Here is an 18,686-nt window from a genome sequence, read left to right on the forward strand (position 1 = left end):
TGGTTTTTAGTATTGATAGTGTAAAAATCGTGAATCTAAATGATAATAAATAATGTTGTAGTTATTTAATTTTTTATTCAGAAAGTCTTTTACCTGATCCAGATCCTTTTGGGAGATCTCTTCTACCTTTATTTGAAATCCTTTACTAAGGTAGAAACCTTCATAAAAGTGATCTTCTTCAACCTGATAGAGATGTTCTGCTACTTTCCTAAACTTGGAATCGGTCTTCAGATTTTCTTCTGATACTGCATTTATGAGTTTATGTTTCCCCAAATGGTTGGTTACAATTCCCCATGAATAAATAGGTAATGCAATATCAAGTTTCAGGGGATATTCGCCTATACCGGAAAGATAATTCTTCAGCGTTGTCACATCTAAGATAGAATTCTCAGGAGTATCTGCCAAAGGTGAAGAGGTTGAGTAACACATCAGGTAGCCTTTGCTTACGGGTGGAATACCAGTATTCTTTTTGTCCTTTACCTGATGAAGGCGTATGGTACATGAAATATCTTTACCGGATACCTGTTTTAGTTTTTTCAGAAAAGCAAAATAATCGACTTTTGTTCCGGCGGTCCAGTCACTGTCGATCTGAATTTCGTTAATGGTATTAAAAGCATTCTCTTTGCTGACTCTTTGGATGAATTCGTTAGTCTTTGCTGCAAGAAAGTCCAGTTCTTCAGGTGTTATATTTTCCCACACTCTGTTCATAATAAAAACAACAGGAACTATTTTCTGCTGAATATTCTGCTTAGAGCTTAGGATTCCTATCGGCTCAAAGCGTCCGTTTACTTTATCTATATCGAAATAACGGGTATACAATATCGGAGTACTGGATTTTTCCAAAGCCTGCTTTTCTGTTTGATTAAGCTCAAAATTTGTTCTCCAGTAGTAGAAAGTATAAGGATGTGTTTTTTCTTCCTTTTTGCAAGACCATGTAAATAAGGATATTAACAACAGGAGAAGTAAACTTTTTTTCATATTCAAATGTATTGAATTATTGTAAATTTTTAGGGCAAATAATTCAATTTATAATAAACAACAGAAACGTGAAAAAAGGCGATCCCTAGAGAGATCGCCTTTATTGCTATGCATTAATTTTATAGTTTATTATTTTACAGGAGTTATACTAAACTGATAGGTGTAATCCTGATAATTTAATCGGTAAGCTTCCATCGGTAAAGCTCCCCAGCTATCTATACATCCTAAGCCCATTTGTTGTAAATCTATACTCAGCACTGTATATGGTTTTAGTTTTAATGATCCGGAGTGCGATTGTTTTTTTGCACTGCCATCATCCAGATCGGAATCCAGGAAAGCTCTTGCCGTAAAGTTAAGTGTCGATTGACTACTGAATCTAAGACCCGTACCGTTTGAAGAAGTCAGAGTGAACCAGCGTACATCAGTTTTGTTACCACTTTCCTGCGGACGAACATAGGGATGTATCTGATCTTTCACTGTACTTTTATATAATCCGACAAATGTACTTTCTTTTCTGTCCTGATAGTTTTCACCCGGACCACGACCATACCAGTTAATTTGATCATAAGATTTCGGGAGTACTAACTGCATGCCGAATTTAGGAAGCATAGGTATTTTGGCTGTTAGTTCCTGATGTTTCATTGTCTGAGTTACGTCGATCTGTCCGGAGCCGGAGATGTTATATACAATATTCAGAACAGCATTTACATAAGGCAGATTGTAGGTTGCCTTCACTTTTGTGGTATTTCCTTCATTCTCGGTGAACAAAGAGGTCAGTTCATATTCGTAGCTGGCACGTTTCCAATTTTGCAACTTTTGCTGAAGTCCTGCTCCAAAGTCATTATCTGTAGGTGGTCGCCAGAAATTCGGTTTCAGAGTAAAGCCTTTCTCCATGAAGTCCGTACCATTAATTATATAATGGTGTATCAATCCATCTTTACGATCAAATTGAATTGAAATACCATTTCCGGATAAGGTAATATTATCAGGATTGTTCTTTAGTTGCAGAGCTCCATTTTGGGAACCCGAAGTCATTTTATTGTCTGGCTGAGATGATTTGATGAGAATCTGATCTTTGGCAATCTCCCAGTCGGCATCAACAAGTCCCTCTTTCTTCTTGGTTTTATAATATACATTCAGGAAATATTCTTTATTGTCCGAAGGAGTAGTATATGGGATAGCCAGGTTAGTACTTTGTAGAGGAGCTACTTTTAGGTTATTAATACGACCTGTTTGTATAGGTTTACCATCCGCAATTACTTCCCATTGCATATAGACATCGCTAAGATCTCTGAAAAGGAACTCGTTAAATATTTTTACCTTTCCTTTAGCTGCATCAGTATTTGTAGTGTGAATACTCTGATATAGTTTCTTTACTTCCAGCATGTGTGGATGCAGACTGCGGTCAGCAGCAATAAGCCCGTTACTGTTGAAGTTATTGTCACTAGGCATATTGAATCCATAGTCTCCGCCATAGGTATAAATGGAATCACCCTTAGGAGTGATCTCCAGAAAAGCCTGATCTACAAAATCCCAGATATTGCCACCCTGCATTTTAGGGTAATTAGCACGAATGGTATCCCAATAGTCTTTGAAACCACCAAGAGAATTCCCCATAGCATGTGCGTACTCTGTTTGTATAAAAGGTTTTGGAGATTTAGTTTCCTTTACATGGCGTACCATATCTTCAGGGGATACATACATAGGGCAATAGATATCTGTAGCGCCCATATTGGCACGTTCATATTGTACAGGGCGCGAAGCATCTCTGTTTTTAACCCACTGATAAGCTTTTTCAAAGTTTTCACCCATACCGGCTTCGTTACCCAGGGACCAAATGATTACAGAAGGATGGTTCTTATCCCGCTCTACCATACGCTGATTTCTTTCCAGGTGTTGGTTATACCATTCTGGCTTCTTGGCCAGCGTTTCTTCCCCATAGCCCATACCATGAGTTTCCAGATTGGCTTCATCTATGACATACATTCCGTAGCGGTCACACAGCTCGTACCAATAAGGATCGTTGGGATAATGGCTGGTACGTACTGTATTGATGTTGTTTTCCTTCATAATCCGGATGTCCTGCTCCATTCGTTCTTTCGAAACAACATAGCCTGTTTCAGGATCCATTTCATGTCGGTTGACTCCTTTTATTAAAGGAGCCTTTCCGTTGATGAGTAAAACTCCGTTTTTGATTTCTACTTTACGGAATCCTGTTTTCTGAGGGATAACTTCCAGCACTTTTCCGGAAGCATCTTGCAGCGAAACCAATACTGTATACAGGTTCGGAATCTCGGCTGACCATAATTCCGGACGGTTAACAGGTATTTTTATATTTTTAAGTGTATTGGGATTATCCACCGGAATTTTTGTTGTCCCGACAGTTTTGCCTTGCTGGTCTTTTAATTCTATACTGGCGGAATAGCCCTTTAATGGTATATTTTTATGATTAGAAAGATGTAGATCGACACTTAAGATGCCATTTTTATAGCTTTTGTCCAAATCTCCGGTAATTTGTAAATCTCTGATGTGGACAGGTTCGCGCGCATAAAGCCAGGTATCGCGGGTAACACCGGATAGTCTCCACATATCCTGACATTCCATATACGTACCATCGCTCCAACGGTATAACTGAAAAGCAATGACGTTTTTCTGCCCAGGTTTGATGTATTTGGTAATATTGAATTCCGCAGGAAGCTTACTGTCTTCACTGTAGCCAACCCATTGTCCGTTTACCCATAGATACATACAGGAACGTACGGCTCCAAACTGAACATAAATATCTTTACCTTCCCAATTCTTATCTACCACAATCTCCCTGCGGTAAGATCCTACGGGATTATAGTTCTGAGGAACATGTGGTGGGTTAGGCTTCATGAGGTAGTCGAACTCGTATCGCTGATTGACATAAATAGGAGTTCCGTACCCATTAAGTTCCCATACTGCCGGGATATTCAGACTTTGCCACTGGCTGTCATTATAATCTATTTTCCAGAAACCTTTTGGTTTTTTTGAAGGAGCATCTGCCCAGTTAAATTTCCAGGCACCATTAAGAGACTGATAGTTGGATACTTTCCAGGGATTGTTTTCTCTGGCTTCATTTGCTGAGGAATAAGCAAAATAGCTGGCGTGCATAGGTTCCCTATTCACTGCATTGACTGTAGGATCCGACATGTAAGATTCGGATGCTTCCTGACTATACAGCAATGCACCAAATAGCATTGCTACACAGCAATAAAATGTTTTGTGTTTGATCATCTTGGTACTAGTTTATGCTTGTGTATATCTGTTTGTAAGCAGATAACGACCTCTAAGATAATGAATTATAATGATTCTTATTTATAAACTATATGAATACTTAAGAGATTAACAAAAACGAGCCGGAATATTTTCCGGCTCGTTTTGTTTTATTTGATATTCTTAATAATCTTTCCTTTGTCAGTAATTAGCAGATAATGATATTCCGGAAACTGCTTTAAGAGTTTTAAGCCTTCTTTTTCGCCTAGTACCATAATAGAAGTACTGAAGCCGTTGGCCATAGTTGCATTAGGTCCTGTAATCGTTACGCTTGTAAGGCCGGTAGATGGATATCCGGTTTTAGGATTCATAATATGAGAATAGCGTTTCCCATGAATTTCTGCATACTTCTCATAGCTGCCGGAGGTTGTTACAGCATTTTCTTTGAAATAGAGAACAGCTGCCATTTTATGATCATTGAATGGATTGTTGATTCCTATTGCCCATGGTTTTCCATCGGGTTGGGTTCCCCATGTAGAGATATCTCCGGAAGCATCGATAATTCCTGCTTTTACACCCATACTTTTCATCAGATCCCGGGTTTTATCTGCAGCATATCCTTTACCAATAGAACCGAAACCTATTTTCATTCCGGGGTTTTTCAAAAAAATAGTAGAGTTGGTACTATCAAGTATTATATTCTGATAGCCAACATGTCTTACCGATTCTTTAATAGCCTGTTCACTTGGAAGTTCATCCATAGAATCATCAAACTTCCAGATTTTGTCCATGGCCACAATACTGATATCGAAGGCTCCGTCTGTAAGTTTAGAAAAGTATATGCCCTTTTTCGTCAGGTCAAATACTTCCTTATCTACTTTTATCGGTTTTATTCCCGCATTCTGGTTTACCTGAGAAATTTGTGTTTCGGGTCTCCATTCAGAAATAAGATTTTCGATTCTGGTAATTTCAGCTACAGCTTTATCAATATTCCGTTCTGCAGAAATAGAATCTTTATCTACCAGAGTTATCTGAAACCGACTGCCCATAAGCGTAATAAGTCTGCTCCTCTGTACTTGTGCAGAGATACTGATAGTACAAAGCAGTAATGTAATTCTGATAAAGAGATCGGTTTTGTTCATGTGGTTTAATAACAATCGGTCAATATTTGTCCGTTGGTTTTATAATCTTCGTAATTTTTATTTTGCTGTGCACACAAGTCTCTCAGAAGGTCTTCCAGATCATGCTGCATTTTTAATGCACCACAAATCATGATATATCCGCCTTGGACTAGCAAGTCCATAAAGAATGCAGAATCTCTTTTTACAAGATCCATAACATACTGAGACTGCTCTTCTCTGGAATAAGCCAGATTTAGTTTAGCCAGTTTACCTTTCTGTATGTTTTCTGCAGCAAAGTCTTCATAGCTTTTGGTGAGCTTGCTGGATCTACGGAATCCACAGTAAAGGTGGGCTTCCGTTTCTTTAGAGTTTTCCTCAATCATTCCCAGAAAAGGAGCAATTCCGGTTCCGTTAGCAATCATCGCCACTTTATTTGCTTTCTTAGGTAAATGGAATTCAGAGTTTTTAACAATACGGGCTTTGATCTCCTGGCCTTCTTTCAGTTTGTAAAGAAAGCCTGAACCTGATCCGTTTTCATAAAGCTTTACAACAAGTTGTATAGCACCGTCTACTTTCCCTATAGAATAGAAGCGTTCTTTATGATCATTATCAGGATAGATAGCCAACAGGTCACCCGATTTAAAACTTAGCGTACGTCTGGGTTTCAGAAGTATTTTGAAGGTTGTTACTTCTTCCACAATCTCACTTTTACCAACTACCTTCATCGGTTTCAGAGGAGGTGTCTTTTGGTTGTATAATGAAGGAGCAGATGCTAAAGGAATCATTGTTTCATAACTCCATTGCTTGGCCCATTCTGCAAACTCAGTTGTAGAACGATCATTAACTGTATGCAGTGCTAATTGAGGCTCTGCCCAATTTTGTTCACCCAGAAGTTGATTAATTTCAATAGCATAACCGCAGAAATCATCATAAGCCTTGGAGCCAAAACCTACGACTGAATATTTTACTTTCTGATTTTGCGGAAATTTAACCAGGAGGTTTTTAAAATGTTTAGCATTGGTTGGTGCATCCCCCAAACCATAGGTTGAAGTAAAAACCAATATATGCTGAGCCTTTGGGAAGATTTTGTACTGATTTAGTTCAGTAAGGAAGGACTTCTTGCCAGCTGAATTAAATTGCGAGTGGATATGGCTTGCAAAGCCTAAAGTAGAACCATTTTCCGAACCTACCAGAATGACAATCTCTGCATCTTCTGCTTTATATTTATTTCTGATTTTATTTTTTGTTCTTTTAAAAGTAATAACAAAACCGGAATAAATAAACATGAGAATATTAAGAGAAGCCAATCCCAGAATAATAGCCCATGTAACACTGCCACGACCTGTATGCAGACTAAGGCTGAGGTTCTCGTAAATGGTAGTCAGAGGATATTTTTCTTCTTTAACAATATTACCATTGATCTGATTTACCGAAATCTCACGGTCTTTAAGTTTTAAAACAAAGTATTCTTCAGGTTCGTCTTCAATAAACGGAAACTCTATTTTTTTGACACTACTGAACTTGGTTTCCTTAAAGATTGGAAATACAGCTATTTTTTTCTCAGATTCATCATTATTCTTTTTGATAACTACATTTTCATTTTTCCCTTTAGGGATAAACTCGAAACGGATCATAAACAGATAGGTTCCGGTGATGGCGATAACTAAAACAGGAATCAGGAGAAATCTCCCTGATACAACATGAAAATATTGTGAGAAGAAATCTTTCTTGATTTTGTCAAAAAAGTGTTTTACACCTTGTTGTCTTTTTATAATTAAGATTAATCCGGAAATACTGATCAGCATTAAGAGAAAAGAAATTATACCCACTGCAAAACGGCCGGTTTCTTTTAGAAACAAGGAACGGTGAAGTGATGTTACCCAGTTGATAAATTCACTTTTTTCAATAGGCTTGCCCAGAATCTTTCCGGTTTTGGGATTAATATAAGCTTTAACCTCCTTTCCGTCCTGATCGAAGCCTTCGAGGGTAACAAACTGATTGTGGTCTACAGTAATTTCGGTGATTTCCGGAAAAACTTTGCGCAATTCCGGTAGGGATTGCGCAAGATTTAGTTCGCTGAAATCATCCACCCGATAAGGTTGCACTTTTTCCTGAGCGGCATCGTAAGCTAATATTACTCCGGTTGAAGAGGCTACGATTAAAAATGAAAATGTAAGAATTGCCAGGGTTAAGTGTGCATACCTCCAAATAGATAATGTCATCTTTGGATTTCTTTATTATAACTTATTTAGTTTAACATATCTGATGTATCCTTTACCTTCTGCTTTAGTTGTAACTTCTGCAGAGGTTAATGGAATTTCTAAGTCGCTTACATGATATTTCTGATCTTCTACTGCAGACTCGAAACGAATTTTGTATCCTTTATTTAGGAATTTATCTTCTATGGCAAAAGTGGTAATACTTCTGTCACCACCAGCAACAGATGCTCCGGTAATAGCATTAAGTTTTACATTGCTTTTCCCTTGTGACTTATGCCATTCCTTTAATGTATCATACCATTTTTTATCAGGTCCCATCATGTAAAGAGTTTTTTCATATTGCCCTTTAGGATTAATTAATGATACGACGATATAGGCTTTCTCTCCGGTATAGTTTACCATCTGAAGCATACATTTATATTTGGATACCTGTGCTGTAGCGAAGCCTGCACAAAGTAAAGTCAGGATTCCTACAAGCTGTATTTTGAAAAATGATTTCATCTGTTTATTTTATTATTGTTTAACGATGTGTATGTTGAAATTTAGATTCTGAAAGCTAAATTATAACTTATACCCTACAGACTATTTTAAAAAGTCTAATGCTACTTTATTATTCTTTAGTGTTTCATTTTCAGAAGCCAGGTTGTAAGCGGTTTCTTCAAACTCGGTTTTCAGATCTTTTTTAGCCCCCAAAGATACAAGATACTTTAGAATTGTATCATCTTTAGCGATAAGTGCAGCTTTATGTAGAGCGGTCATCTGTTCTTTGTCTACAGCATTGACATCTATATTTAGTGGAGCCAGTTTTTTCAGAAGATCCAGATTACTTTTAGCTACCGCAAGGTGAAGAAGGGTAGTGCCATCTTTTTGTGGAGTTGTAACGTCGAAGCCTTTAGCTTTTAGTAATCCCAGCTTTTCAGTGAACTCATTTTTTGGACCAGGTCTGTAAGATTGTACCAGATAGTAGGCAAGGTTATTCCCTTTGATATCTGCAACTTTTACATCGGCTTTGTTGTCCAATAAATACGCTACAATCTCAGGGGAGCCATATCTTACCGCATGAGTTAATGCAGATTCACCATTCGCATTTACAGCATTAATATTCTTAATCTTCGGAAGAATAGCTTTTACATTATTAAGATCTTTACCGGAAGCTGCTGCCATTAATGCATTGTTTCCTTCGTTATCTGCTTTATTGGTATCTGCTCCTTTACCAATAAGGTAATTGATGATTTCGGTCTGGTTAGGTTTTCTTGCAACAATTTGTAAAGCAGTAGAACCATCTGCACTCACTGCAGTAGATTTTAGTTTTACATCTTCAATGAGATATTTGTATAAATCTATACCATTCACCTGTTTTCTTGTTCCTTGTGCAGCATTGATTAAAGCGATATCATTCGCTTTAATGTTTTTAGCTTTCAAAGACTTCAATAGGTCCAGATTTCCAAAGCTTGCCGCGTAATCGAAAGCAGTATAACCTTTATCATCAGTATCAGTTAATGCCAATCCTTTTGATGTAAAAAGTTTTACTAAAGAACCATCCTTATCATTTCCGATTGCCAGTAAAAGAATGTTAGCACCATCTTTATATTTATGTTTCGGATTAACACCTGCCTTGAAGAACATATCATATATTTCCGGATTGTCTAATCCAAAATATGCTGCAAAAGAAAGTGGTGTAAGTCCTTTTGTATCTAATTTGTTTACATCAGATCCCTTAGAAATAAAATATTCAATAACCTCTTTGTTTCCGGTCATTGCTGCCCAGTGAAGATAAAGCCTTCCGTCATGAGTCAATTTATCTACGGAATTACCTTTCTGTTCTGTAAGGAATTTAATAGTACTTAGTGGAGCTCCGTTATTAATGGCTAAAGCAACCGGATCGAATGTAGATCCGTTAAATTCTGTAGGATTATTTCCTTTAGAAATTTCTGCTTTTACCTTTTCCACATCTGGTTTAGATTTCCAGAAGTCTGCATTCAGTAGAGTATTTTGCTGAGCATTGAAAAATAAAGAAAACAGAAATAAAGATGAGTAAAGTATCTTTTTCATTTTTATTATTTTTATTTATTCTAAATATTGTATTGCGCAAAAGTACTACTTCATTTTGACTGGAGAAAGCTTTTTGCTATGAATTTCTTCATATTATAAGCGTTTTTAAATTTTATAGTTAAATACTCTTCAATAATTCGTCAGGCTCATTAGAGGCTTAGTCCAAGGCAACATCGCTTATCCAAAATTCTTCTTTTAGAGATGCCAGACTAAGTCTGTCGAAGTTTATATTTTGAATTAAAATTTAAAACAGGCTCTTAAATCCCATGTAATGATTTATTTGTTTAGTACTATATATAATATATAGGTATAAAGTTTATAAAACGAAAGCTCCTTGCAAAGTAGGAGCTTTCATTTTTATGTTTTAAGTAAATAATCAAATGATTATTTTTTCTGCCATTCCTGGTTGCGTTTGTTTTCACTACGTTTCACACCATTGTCTATATTATAGGCTAAGCCAACACCAAGAGTTTGCTTCAACTGAGTTTTCTGTATTTGGTTGTGATCATATTGCAGATCCAGAGTAACATTAGCAGAAATATATTTGTTGACCTTCAAATTCAGAATTCCACCATAGCCTAAAATCAGCCTGTCCGGATGATCAAGATAATTAGAGAATACAGAAGCCGTGTTTATTAAGGTAATGTTTTCCATTAGCTTCACTTTATAAGTTGCAGTACCCAGGAATCCGAACTGGAAAAGAGAAGAATCTCCATCGTTCTTTAATCCGTAATTTCCTGCCTTCTGTAGGTCTTTGTCTGTTACAAATGTCCAACGGGCATTTGCAGGGCGCAGAGTCATAGTAAAATTATCATTGGGTCTGTAAGTTACACCTGCGCCAATAAGAAGGATACCTGGTGCCATGAAGTTGGAAATCTTTTTAGCGCTAGGATCATTTCCGTTTTCATATCCGGGAGCAAACTGAGACTGAAAACCTATACCTCCGGAGATGTACCAGTTCTTGGCAAATTCTCGGCCGTAGTTTGTGTTAAGGTTTAGGATGTCTTGTGTTTTTCGGTTTCCGGTCCCTTTGGTATTGTTTTGCCCGTAACCTAATATTATATTGTTCTCCCAAAGATCTTTACCTTTCTCATAAGTGAAGTTGTAATTGACTCCGGCAATCCATCCAACATTATTGGCTCCACCACCAACCCAATTAGAGAATGCAGCCTGATTAAGCAATAAAGTGTTTTGTCCGGTAACAGACCATGCCTTTACAGTATCGTTTTTGGGTGTCTCAGCGGTTTTTTCCTGAGCACTAAGAGCTGTAGCTCCTAAACAAATAGCTGCAGCCAACAATAAATTATTTTTCATAATAGTTAAGATTTGAAGCAATAAATATATTAATCTTTTAATAAACCTGTTGACTGCTGAAGTTTACCAAATACAATGTTTGGATTATTATCTACCAATGCCTAGAACTGATTTCTGAATTTCTATGGAAGTTTTTCAAAATCGATTACGGGTGCCTGTTTAGGTGTCTGTACAGAGAACAGCGTACCAGGAGTAATAATTGTATTGAAGAATCCACCATTGGCAAGGAAGAAGGATTTTCCATCTGTTCCGCCCATAGCATCTATACGCTGTTGTGCCTTATAAGTAGCATCTACTGTAAATTTGGCTGAGGATACTGGCATCCATTTTCCTGAAGCTGTTCTTACCCATTGATTATGGAATTCCGCTTTGCGATGCATGTAACCATTTTCGGGATTAAAGTTTTCTACAAAGCTATAGAAGCCTTTCAGGTAAGTATTGGTTTGTGGTCTTTTCCAGCTTGCAACAAGTTTCCATTGTTTGCTTTCAGGGGCGAAGAACCATGCTGTGTAATCCGTATTTCCTTTATTATCTGGCTGACCCTTGAGTAAGAATTTATAAGTCTTACCTGCGCTCCAGTTGTACTTCATATAGCTCTGTCCTCCGGAACCCTCGTTTCCAAATTCTCCTGTCTTTACTTGCTGCCCGACTTTGTTAAGTGTTATTTTATGATCGTCCGGTATTTCTTTTGGATTGTCTGTTTTAAAAGGGCTCCATACAGAGAAAAGAATTCTTCTTTCGGTTTCAGAGTTCACCTGCATTCCAAAATAACCCTCGCCAAAACCATTAGCCATAAAGTAAGAACCAATTTTGTCTTCACCTTTCGGGATGGTTACTTCGTTATAAAAATAGCTGATGTCTTCGTTAGTGGGTAGGGTATATCCTAAATGGCAGGAAGGACCTCTTCGCGACCAGTAGTAATAAGCAGGATCATTGCTGAATATAGTTTTGCCGGAAACAGCATCTCCTGTTGCGGTGATGTATGAAACTTCACCAAATGTATTGTTGTTCTTCGTTATACCTTGGATATCTACTTTTATATATCCGGGTTTGCTAATATTAAATGTGCCAACATTATAGTCTGAAAAACCAGAAGGGTTAACTGTTACATTTTTTGAAATGCCATTAAGACTTACTTTTAAAGTACTGTTAGCAGACGTTCCGGATTTAGCTTTAATGCCTAATATGAGTTGGCCAGGGCGGTCTACTCTGAAATAAGTGCTTGCAATACTTTCTGTGCTATTCCATTTAGTTAATCCATTTTTTGAGATTGTACTTGTAGCATCTGGAGCTTTTTGTGTAATGAATGCATTTCCGGCTAAGGGAATTTCTAATGTTTGTGCAGAAGTTAATCCTGCATAAAGCAAGCAGCCCGAAATAATTAATTGGGTAAGTTTTGTTATCATGATTGTTATAGTTTTTACAATGTTAAGAATAATTCCTGAAGTTTTCTTTCAATATTATTTTTTGAGCATGTAAAAAACGAGTTGAAACTTTTGGGTATTAAAATTTATAACTCGCAAAAAATCAAACAATTTCTTTTAAAATTTATTTGCAGATTGGAAAAATATTCCTACATTTGCACACTCATTTTAGGGAAGAAGTATGCCTATTTCAAACATAGTACATAACTAAACCCTCTAAAATGTTGAGTTTTAAACAAAATAATAGATATATAATTTAATAATGTCAGGTATTATCGGTAAAAAAATCGGAATGACATCTTTGTTTAACGAAGAAGGAAAAAATATTCCTTGTACAGTTATTCAAGCTGGTCCATGTTCGGTTTTACAGGTCAGAACCATTGAAAAGGACGGGTACAAATCTGTTCAGTTAGGTTTCGATGACAAGAGTGAGAAGAACGTTTCTAAAGCGTTAGCTGGTCATTTTAAAAAGGCTGGTTCAACTCCTAAAGCTAAGTTGGTTGAATTCTACAGAGAATTTGTTGACGAAGTAAAAGTAGGAGAAGAAGTAACTGTAAATTTATTTGCAGAAGGAGAGTTTGTAGACGTAACAGGTACGTCTAAAGGTAAAGGCTTCCAGGGTGTTGTTAAAAGACACAACTTTGGTGGTGTAATGCAGGCTTCACACGGTCAGCATAACAGATTAAGAGCTCCGGGTTCTATCGGTGCTGGATCTGACCCTTCAAGAGTATTCAAGGGTATGCGTATGGCTGGAAGAATGGGAGGTAAGCAGGTGACTGTACAAAACCTTCAGGTGTTAAAAGTAGATGAAGAGCAAAATCTTTTAGTAGTAAAAGGTGCTATTCCGGGGGCTAAAAATTCTTATGTAATTATCAGAAAATGGAACTAGTAGTATTAAATACATCAGGAAAAGAAACCGGAAGAACAGTAGCGTTCGACGAAACAGTATTCGGAATCGAGCCTAATCAGCACGCGGTTTACTTAGAGGTTAAGCAATATCTTGCTGCACAAAGACAAGGTACTCATAAATCAAAAGAAAGAAGCGAAATTACTGCTTCTACAAGAAAACTTAAGAAGCAAAAAGGATCTGGTTCTGCACGTTATGGTGATATTAAATCTCCAACTTTCAAAGGAGGGGGTAGAGTATTCGGTCCAAAACCAAGAGACTACCGTTTCAAGTTAAATAAAGCTATCAAAAGATTAGCTAAGAAATCTGTTCTTTCTCAGAAAATGAGAGATAACAGCATTAAAGTTTTAGAGAATTTGAATTTCGACGCTCCTAAAACTAAAGAATTCATCAACTTGTTGAGTGCTTTGGAATTAAACGGTAAAAAATCGTTATTCATCATTCCTGAAGCTAACAAGAATGTATATTTATCTTCAAGAAACTTGCCTAAAACTAGAGTATTGAACTATAACGAAATTAGTTCTTACGACTTAGTAAATGCAGGTGAGATTGTATTCTTAGAAGGTGCTGTAGAAAAATTTCAGGAAAACTTAAAGAAATAATCAAGAGCTATGTCAGTAATTATTAAACCAATTATATCAGAGAAAGCGACTTCACAAGCTGATCTTAGTGGACTTTATACATTCTTAGTAGATACTAAGGCTAATAAAATCCAAGTTAAACAAGCTATCGAAGAAGCATATGGTGTAAAAGTAGCAGACGTACGCACAATGATTTATGCGCCTAAAGTTTCTTCTAAATACACTAAAAAAGGATTACAGGTAGGTAAAACCAACAAACTGAAGAAAGCTTTAGTTCAGTTAGTAGAAGGTGAAACTATCGATATTTTCGCAACGAATTAATTAATTATAAATAATAGTAATGTCTGTTAGAAAATTAAAACCTATCACCCCAGGACAGAGATTCAGAATTGTAAACAATTTTGAGGAAATTACTACCAACAAACCAGAGAAATCTCTAACAGTTGGTATTAAAAAGTCAGGTGGACGTAACAACACAGGTAAAATGACCATGCGTTACACTGGCGGTGGACACAAGAAAAAGTACAGAGTTATCGACTTCAAGAGAAACAAGTTCGACGTTGAAGCTACGGTAAAATCTGTAGAGTACGATCCAAACAGAACTGCATTTATCGCTCTATTAGAGTACACAGACGGAGAAAAGAGATATATCGTTGCTCCGAATGGTATTAAAGTAGATCAGAAAGTAGTATCTGGTGAGAGCGTTGCTCCAGAAGTTGGAAATGCAATGAAGTTGAAAAACATTCCTTTAGGTACTGTTATCTCTTGCGTAGAAATGCGTCCTGGTCAAGGAGCTATTTTAGCAAGAAGTGCAGGATCTTCTGCTCAATTGACTTCCAGAGATGGTAAATATGCTATCATTAAATTACCGTCAGGAGAATCAAGAATGATCTTAGTGGAATGTATGGCTATGATCGGATCTGTATCTAACTCTGACCACCAACTTACCGTATCTGGTAAAGCTGGTAGAAGCAGATGGTTAGGTAGAAGACCAAGAACTAGAGCTGTAGTAATGAACCCAGTAGATCACCCAATGGGTGGTGGTGAAGGACGTTCTTCAGGTGGTCACCCAAGATCTAGAAACGGTATGCCGGCTAAAGGTTATAAGACCAGAAAGAAAAACAAAGTGTCTAACCGTTACATCGTATCTAAAAGAAAATAATTATGGCAAGATCACTTAAGAAAGGGCCTTTCATTCATCATACATTAGAGAAGAAAGTTCAGGCAAATATAGAGTCTAATAAAAAGACTGTAATTAAAACTTGGTCTAGAGCATCTATGATTTCTCCAGACATGGTAGGTCAAACTATCGCAGTACACAACGGGAAGCAATTTATCCCGGTTTATGTTACTGAGAATATGGTAGGACACAAGTTAGGAGAGTTTTCACCAACACGCTCATTCAGAGGCCACGGTGGTAATAAAAACAAAGGAAGCAGATAAGAGCAGAAATCATGGGAAAAAGAAAACAAGATAGTGCTTTAGCAAGAAAAGCTGCAAATATGGACGTTGTAAAGGCATCATTAAACGATTGCCCTTCATCTCCTAGAAAAATGAGATTAGTTGCTGACATCATCAGAGGTGAGCAAGTAGATAAAGCTTTATATATCCTTAAATATTCTAAGAAAGAAGCTTCTAACAAGTTAGAAAAATTACTTCTTTCTGCAATTGCTAACTGGCAAGTGAAAAACGAAGGTCAGGATATTGAAGAAGCAAATCTTTTTGTAAAAGAGATTTTCGTTGATAGCGCAAGACAATTAAAGAGACTACGTCCAGCTCCGCAAGGAAGAGGTTACAGAATCCGTAAGAGATCTAACCACGTAACTTTAATTTTAGGTAACAAAACAGATAATCAATAATCAAGGTATGGGACAAAAGACAAATCCAATAGGTAACAGATTAGGGATCATCAGAGGATGGGATTCTAACTGGTTTGGAGGTAAAGATTTTGGTGATAAAATCGCTGAAGATTATAAAATCAGAAGATACCTTGAGGCAAGATTAGCAAAAGGAGGTATCTCTAGAATTTATATCGAGAGAACTCTTAAATTAGTTACTGTAACTATCACTACTGCAAGACCAGGTCTTATCATTGGTAAAGGAGGTCAGGAAGTAGATAAATTAAAAGAAGAGCTTAAGAAGATTACGAAGAAAGATATCCAAATCAATATCTTCGAAATCAAAAGACCAGAACTAGATGCTATCTTGGTAGCAGAAAGTATCGCTAAGCAAATCGAAAACCGTATTTCTTACAGAAGAGCTGTGAAAATGGCTATTTCTTCTACAATGAGAATGGGTGCTGAAGGTATCAAAGTTCAAATCTCTGGTAGATTGAACGGTGCTGAAATGGCAAGAAGCGAATCTTTCAAAGAGGGTAGAATACCATTATCTACATTCCGTGCAGATATCGACTACCACTGGGCTGAAGCACACACTACTTATGGTAGATTAGGTGTTAAAGTTTGGATCATGAAAGGTGAAGTTTACGGTAAGAGAGAATTATCTCCATTAGTTGGTCAACCTAAAAAAGGACCTTCAGGTGGTGGTAACAGAGGCGACAGAGAAAACAGAAGACCTTCAAGAGATAAAAAATAATTAAAAATTTTAGACCATTAAATTTTAAATTACCGTTACTTTTTTAAAATCCAAAATCTAAAATCTAAAATCTAAAATTTAAATTATGTTACAACCAAGAAGAACGAAGTTCCGTAAAGTTCATAAGATGAAAATGAAAGGTGACGCTCACAGAGGTAGTCAACTTGCATACGGTACTTTTGGTGTAAAAGCAATGGAAGGAGCTTGGATTACTGCTAGACAGATCGAAGCTGCGCGTATTGCTGCAACCAGATATATGAAAAGAGAAGGTCAACTATGGATCAAAATTTTCCCGGATAAGCCAATTACTAAGAAACCAGCCGAAGTAAGGATGGGTAAAGGTAAAGGTGCTGTGGAATATTGGGTAGCTGTAGTAAAACCAGGTAAAATTATGTTTGAAATCGGTGGAGTTCCTTACGATATCGCTAAAGAAGCTCTTAGATTAGCTGCTCAGAAATTACCTGTGACAACTAAGTTCGTAGTTGCTAACGATTTTGTTCAACCTTCTTAATCTAATTAAAGAATTATGAAAAACGCTGACATCAAAAATTTAAGCGCAGAGGAGCTAAAAAGCCAATTGGCAGAAGCTCAGGCTAACTATACTAAAATGAGATTGGCTCATAAAATTAGCCCTATCGAAAATCCAATTCAGATTAGAGATTTAAGAAGAAACATCGCAAGACTTCAAACTGAATTAACTAACAAACAATAATATTTCATCTTACAATGGAAAGAAATTTAAGAAAAGAAAGAATCGGAGTTGTTTCCAGCAATAAAATGGAAAAAACCATTGTTGTTAGTGAAACAATGAGAATGAAACACCCGATGTATGGAAAATTCGTTTTGAAAACGAAAAAATATACTGCTCACGACGAGAATAACGAATGCAACGAAGGCGATACAGTTTTGATTCAAGAAACTAGACCTTTAAGCAAGAGCAAGAGATGGAGATTAGTAAGAATCATTGAAAAAGCTAAGTAATGTTACAAACAGAATCAAGATTAAAAGTAGCTGATAACACTGGTGCTAAAGAAGTACTAGTAATCAGAGTTCTGGGAGGTACCAGAAGAAGATATGCTTCAGTTGGTGATAAGATCGTAGTAACTATCAAGGATTCTACACCATCAGGAAATGCTAAAAAAGGACAAGTATCTAAAGCGGTAGTAGTAAGAACTAAAAAAGCTGTTAGAAGAAAGGATGGATCTTACATCTCTTTTGAAGACAACGCTTGTGTATTACTAAACGCTGCAGGAGAAATGAGAGGTACTCGTGTTTTCGGGCCAGTAGCTCGTGAATTGAGAGATAAAGAATATATGAAGGTAATTTCATTAGCTCCTGAAGTTCTTTAATTTTTAAAATTTTACAGAAAATGACAAAGTTAAAAATCAAAAGAGGAGATAATGTAATCGTAACTACAGGCCGTAAAGAAATTAAAGGTAAAGTAGGAGAGGTTATCGAAATTATCAAAGATAAGAACAGAGCCGTAGTAGCAGGTCTTAACATCGTTAAAAAACACGTTAAACCATCTGCACAAAATCCTCAGGGAGGAATCGTGGAAAAAGAAGCTTCTATCCACATTTCTAACCTAGCGATTGTTGACCCTAAAACTGGTAAAGCAACTAAAGTTGGTTACAAAATCGAGGGTGACAAGAAGGTGAGAATTGCTAAGAAATCCGGTGAAACTTTATAATATTTAGACAGAACATGGAATACATAGTAAGACCTAAAAAATTATATAAAGAGAAAATTGTTCCTGCAATGATGGAAGAATTTGGGTACAAATCTGTTATGCAGGTACCTAAATTACTTAAAATTGTAGTGAGCCAAGGTTTAGGAGCAGCAACAGCTGACAAGAAAATTGTTGACTATGCTGTAGAAGAGCTAACCGCAATTACTGGTCAAAAAGCAGTTGGAACCATTTCTAAAAAGGATGAGGCTTCATTCAAATTAAGAAAAGGAATGCCAATCGGAGCAAGAGTAACACTAAGAGCAGACATGATGTATGAATTCTTAGATAGACTTACTTCTTCTGCATTACCACGTATCAGAGATTTCAACGGAATTAAAGCTGACGGTTTTGATGGTAGAGGTAACTACAACTTGGGTATCACTGAACAAATCATCTTCCCTGAGATCGTGATTGACAAAGTGAAAAAAATCCAAGGTATGGATATCACTTTCGTAACATCTGCTAGTACAGATAAAGAAGCTAAAGCGCTTTTAACTCACTTCGGTTTACCTTTCAAAAAGAACTAAGA

General features: G+C 36.8%; 21 protein-coding genes. 13 read left to right on the forward strand and 8 right to left on the reverse strand.

Features of this window, described 5'->3' with window-relative positions; translation table 11 throughout:
- Positions 1–6: 6 nt before the first annotated feature.
- The 8 genes from BAZ10_RS12885 to BAZ10_RS12920 all read right to left on the reverse strand — a co-directional run bounded on the left by BAZ10_RS12885 (position 7) and on the right by BAZ10_RS12920 (position 12,327).
- Positions 7–978 (reverse strand): hypothetical protein, encoded by a 972-nt coding sequence (locus BAZ10_RS12885; RefSeq protein ID WP_078772390.1) that lies wholly within the window; start codon positions 976–978, stop codon positions 7–9.
- A 129-nt stretch (positions 979–1,107) separates the two neighbouring features.
- Complete coding sequence (locus tag BAZ10_RS12890) at positions 1,108–4,236, reverse strand: glycoside hydrolase family 2 TIM barrel-domain containing protein (RefSeq protein ID WP_245803811.1); 3,129 nt, start codon at positions 4,234–4,236, stop codon at positions 1,108–1,110.
- Between the two features lie 149 nt (positions 4,237–4,385).
- The gene (locus tag BAZ10_RS12895; RefSeq protein ID WP_185116402.1) at positions 4,386–5,357 is read right to left on the reverse strand and encodes an FAD:protein FMN transferase; all 972 of its coding nucleotides are present in this window, start codon (positions 5,355–5,357) and stop codon (positions 4,386–4,388) included.
- Between the two features lie 5 nt (positions 5,358–5,362).
- Positions 5,363–7,558 (reverse strand): PepSY domain-containing protein, encoded by a 2,196-nt coding sequence (locus tag BAZ10_RS12900; protein ID WP_078772393.1) that lies wholly within the window; start codon positions 7,556–7,558, stop codon positions 5,363–5,365.
- A 15-nt stretch (positions 7,559–7,573) separates the two neighbouring features.
- Complete coding sequence (locus BAZ10_RS12905) at positions 7,574–8,056, reverse strand: DUF2271 domain-containing protein (protein WP_009087353.1); 483 nt, start codon at positions 8,054–8,056, stop codon at positions 7,574–7,576.
- An 81-nt stretch (positions 8,057–8,137) separates the two neighbouring features.
- Positions 8,138–9,607 carry an ankyrin repeat domain-containing protein gene (locus BAZ10_RS12910; RefSeq protein WP_078772394.1) on the reverse strand — a complete coding sequence of 490 codons (1,470 nt, stop codon included), beginning with the start codon at positions 9,605–9,607 and terminating at the stop codon, positions 8,138–8,140.
- Between the two features lie 384 nt (positions 9,608–9,991).
- Positions 9,992–10,921: a DUF3078 domain-containing protein gene (locus tag BAZ10_RS12915; RefSeq protein ID WP_078772395.1), complete on the reverse strand. Its 930-nt coding sequence runs from the start codon at positions 10,919–10,921 to the stop codon at positions 9,992–9,994.
- A gap of 122 nt (positions 10,922–11,043) precedes the next feature.
- On the reverse strand, positions 11,044–12,327 hold the full coding sequence (locus tag BAZ10_RS12920; protein ID WP_078772396.1) for a DUF3472 domain-containing protein: 1,284 nt from the start codon (positions 12,325–12,327) through the stop codon (positions 11,044–11,046).
- 280 nt (positions 12,328–12,607) lie between these two features.
- Between BAZ10_RS12920 and rplC the strand changes: the two genes are divergently transcribed.
- The 13 genes from rplC (at position 12,608) to rplE (ending at position 18,684) form a co-directional block, all read left to right on the forward strand.
- Positions 12,608–13,234, forward strand: coding sequence for a 50S ribosomal protein L3 (gene rplC, locus BAZ10_RS12925; RefSeq protein ID WP_009087343.1), 627 nt, complete (start codon positions 12,608–12,610; stop codon positions 13,232–13,234).
- Positions 13,225–13,854, forward strand: coding sequence for a 50S ribosomal protein L4 (gene rplD, locus BAZ10_RS12930; protein ID WP_059325855.1), 630 nt, complete (start codon positions 13,225–13,227; stop codon positions 13,852–13,854). The genes rplC and rplD overlap by 10 nt, the downstream gene beginning before the upstream one ends.
- A gap of 9 nt (positions 13,855–13,863) precedes the next feature.
- Complete coding sequence (gene rplW, locus BAZ10_RS12935; RefSeq protein WP_016197788.1) at positions 13,864–14,154, forward strand: 50S ribosomal protein L23; 291 nt, start codon at positions 13,864–13,866, stop codon at positions 14,152–14,154.
- A gap of 19 nt (positions 14,155–14,173) precedes the next feature.
- Positions 14,174–14,995, forward strand: coding sequence for a 50S ribosomal protein L2 (gene rplB, locus BAZ10_RS12940; RefSeq protein WP_009087338.1), 822 nt, complete (start codon positions 14,174–14,176; stop codon positions 14,993–14,995).
- Between the two features lie 2 nt (positions 14,996–14,997).
- A complete protein-coding gene (gene rpsS / locus BAZ10_RS12945; RefSeq protein ID WP_009087336.1) occupies positions 14,998–15,276 on the forward strand; it encodes a 30S ribosomal protein S19 in 279 nt (92 codons plus the stop codon).
- 11 nt (positions 15,277–15,287) lie between these two features.
- A complete protein-coding gene (gene rplV, locus BAZ10_RS12950; protein WP_009094463.1) occupies positions 15,288–15,692 on the forward strand; it encodes a 50S ribosomal protein L22 in 405 nt (134 codons plus the stop codon).
- 7 nt (positions 15,693–15,699) lie between these two features.
- Positions 15,700–16,428, forward strand: a complete 729-nt coding sequence (gene rpsC / locus BAZ10_RS12955; RefSeq protein WP_009087333.1) for a 30S ribosomal protein S3 — start codon at positions 15,700–15,702, stop codon at positions 16,426–16,428.
- An 85-nt stretch (positions 16,429–16,513) separates the two neighbouring features.
- Positions 16,514–16,939, forward strand: a complete 426-nt coding sequence (gene rplP, locus BAZ10_RS12960) for a 50S ribosomal protein L16 (protein WP_034871588.1) — start codon at positions 16,514–16,516, stop codon at positions 16,937–16,939.
- A 15-nt stretch (positions 16,940–16,954) separates the two neighbouring features.
- Entirely contained in the window at positions 16,955–17,140 is a 186-nt protein-coding gene (rpmC, locus tag BAZ10_RS12965; protein WP_078772397.1) for a 50S ribosomal protein L29, read from the forward strand.
- Positions 17,141–17,154: 14 nt separating this feature from the next.
- Positions 17,155–17,409, forward strand: coding sequence for a 30S ribosomal protein S17 (rpsQ, locus tag BAZ10_RS12970; RefSeq protein WP_009087328.1), 255 nt, complete (start codon positions 17,155–17,157; stop codon positions 17,407–17,409).
- Entirely contained in the window at positions 17,409–17,777 is a 369-nt protein-coding gene (gene rplN, locus BAZ10_RS12975) for a 50S ribosomal protein L14 (protein ID WP_009087327.1), read from the forward strand. Before rpsQ ends, rplN begins: the two co-directional genes overlap by 1 nt.
- 20 nt (positions 17,778–17,797) lie before the next feature.
- Positions 17,798–18,118, forward strand: a complete 321-nt coding sequence (rplX, locus tag BAZ10_RS12980) for a 50S ribosomal protein L24 (protein WP_009087325.1) — start codon at positions 17,798–17,800, stop codon at positions 18,116–18,118.
- Positions 18,119–18,132: 14 nt separating this feature from the next.
- Entirely contained in the window at positions 18,133–18,684 is a 552-nt protein-coding gene (gene rplE / locus BAZ10_RS12985) for a 50S ribosomal protein L5 (RefSeq protein ID WP_009087323.1), read from the forward strand.
- The last annotated feature ends 2 nt before the right edge of the window (positions 18,685–18,686 follow it).

It is taken from the genome of Elizabethkingia occulta (assembly GCF_002023715.1).
GTDB lineage: Bacteria > Bacteroidota > Bacteroidia > Flavobacteriales > Weeksellaceae > Elizabethkingia > Elizabethkingia occulta.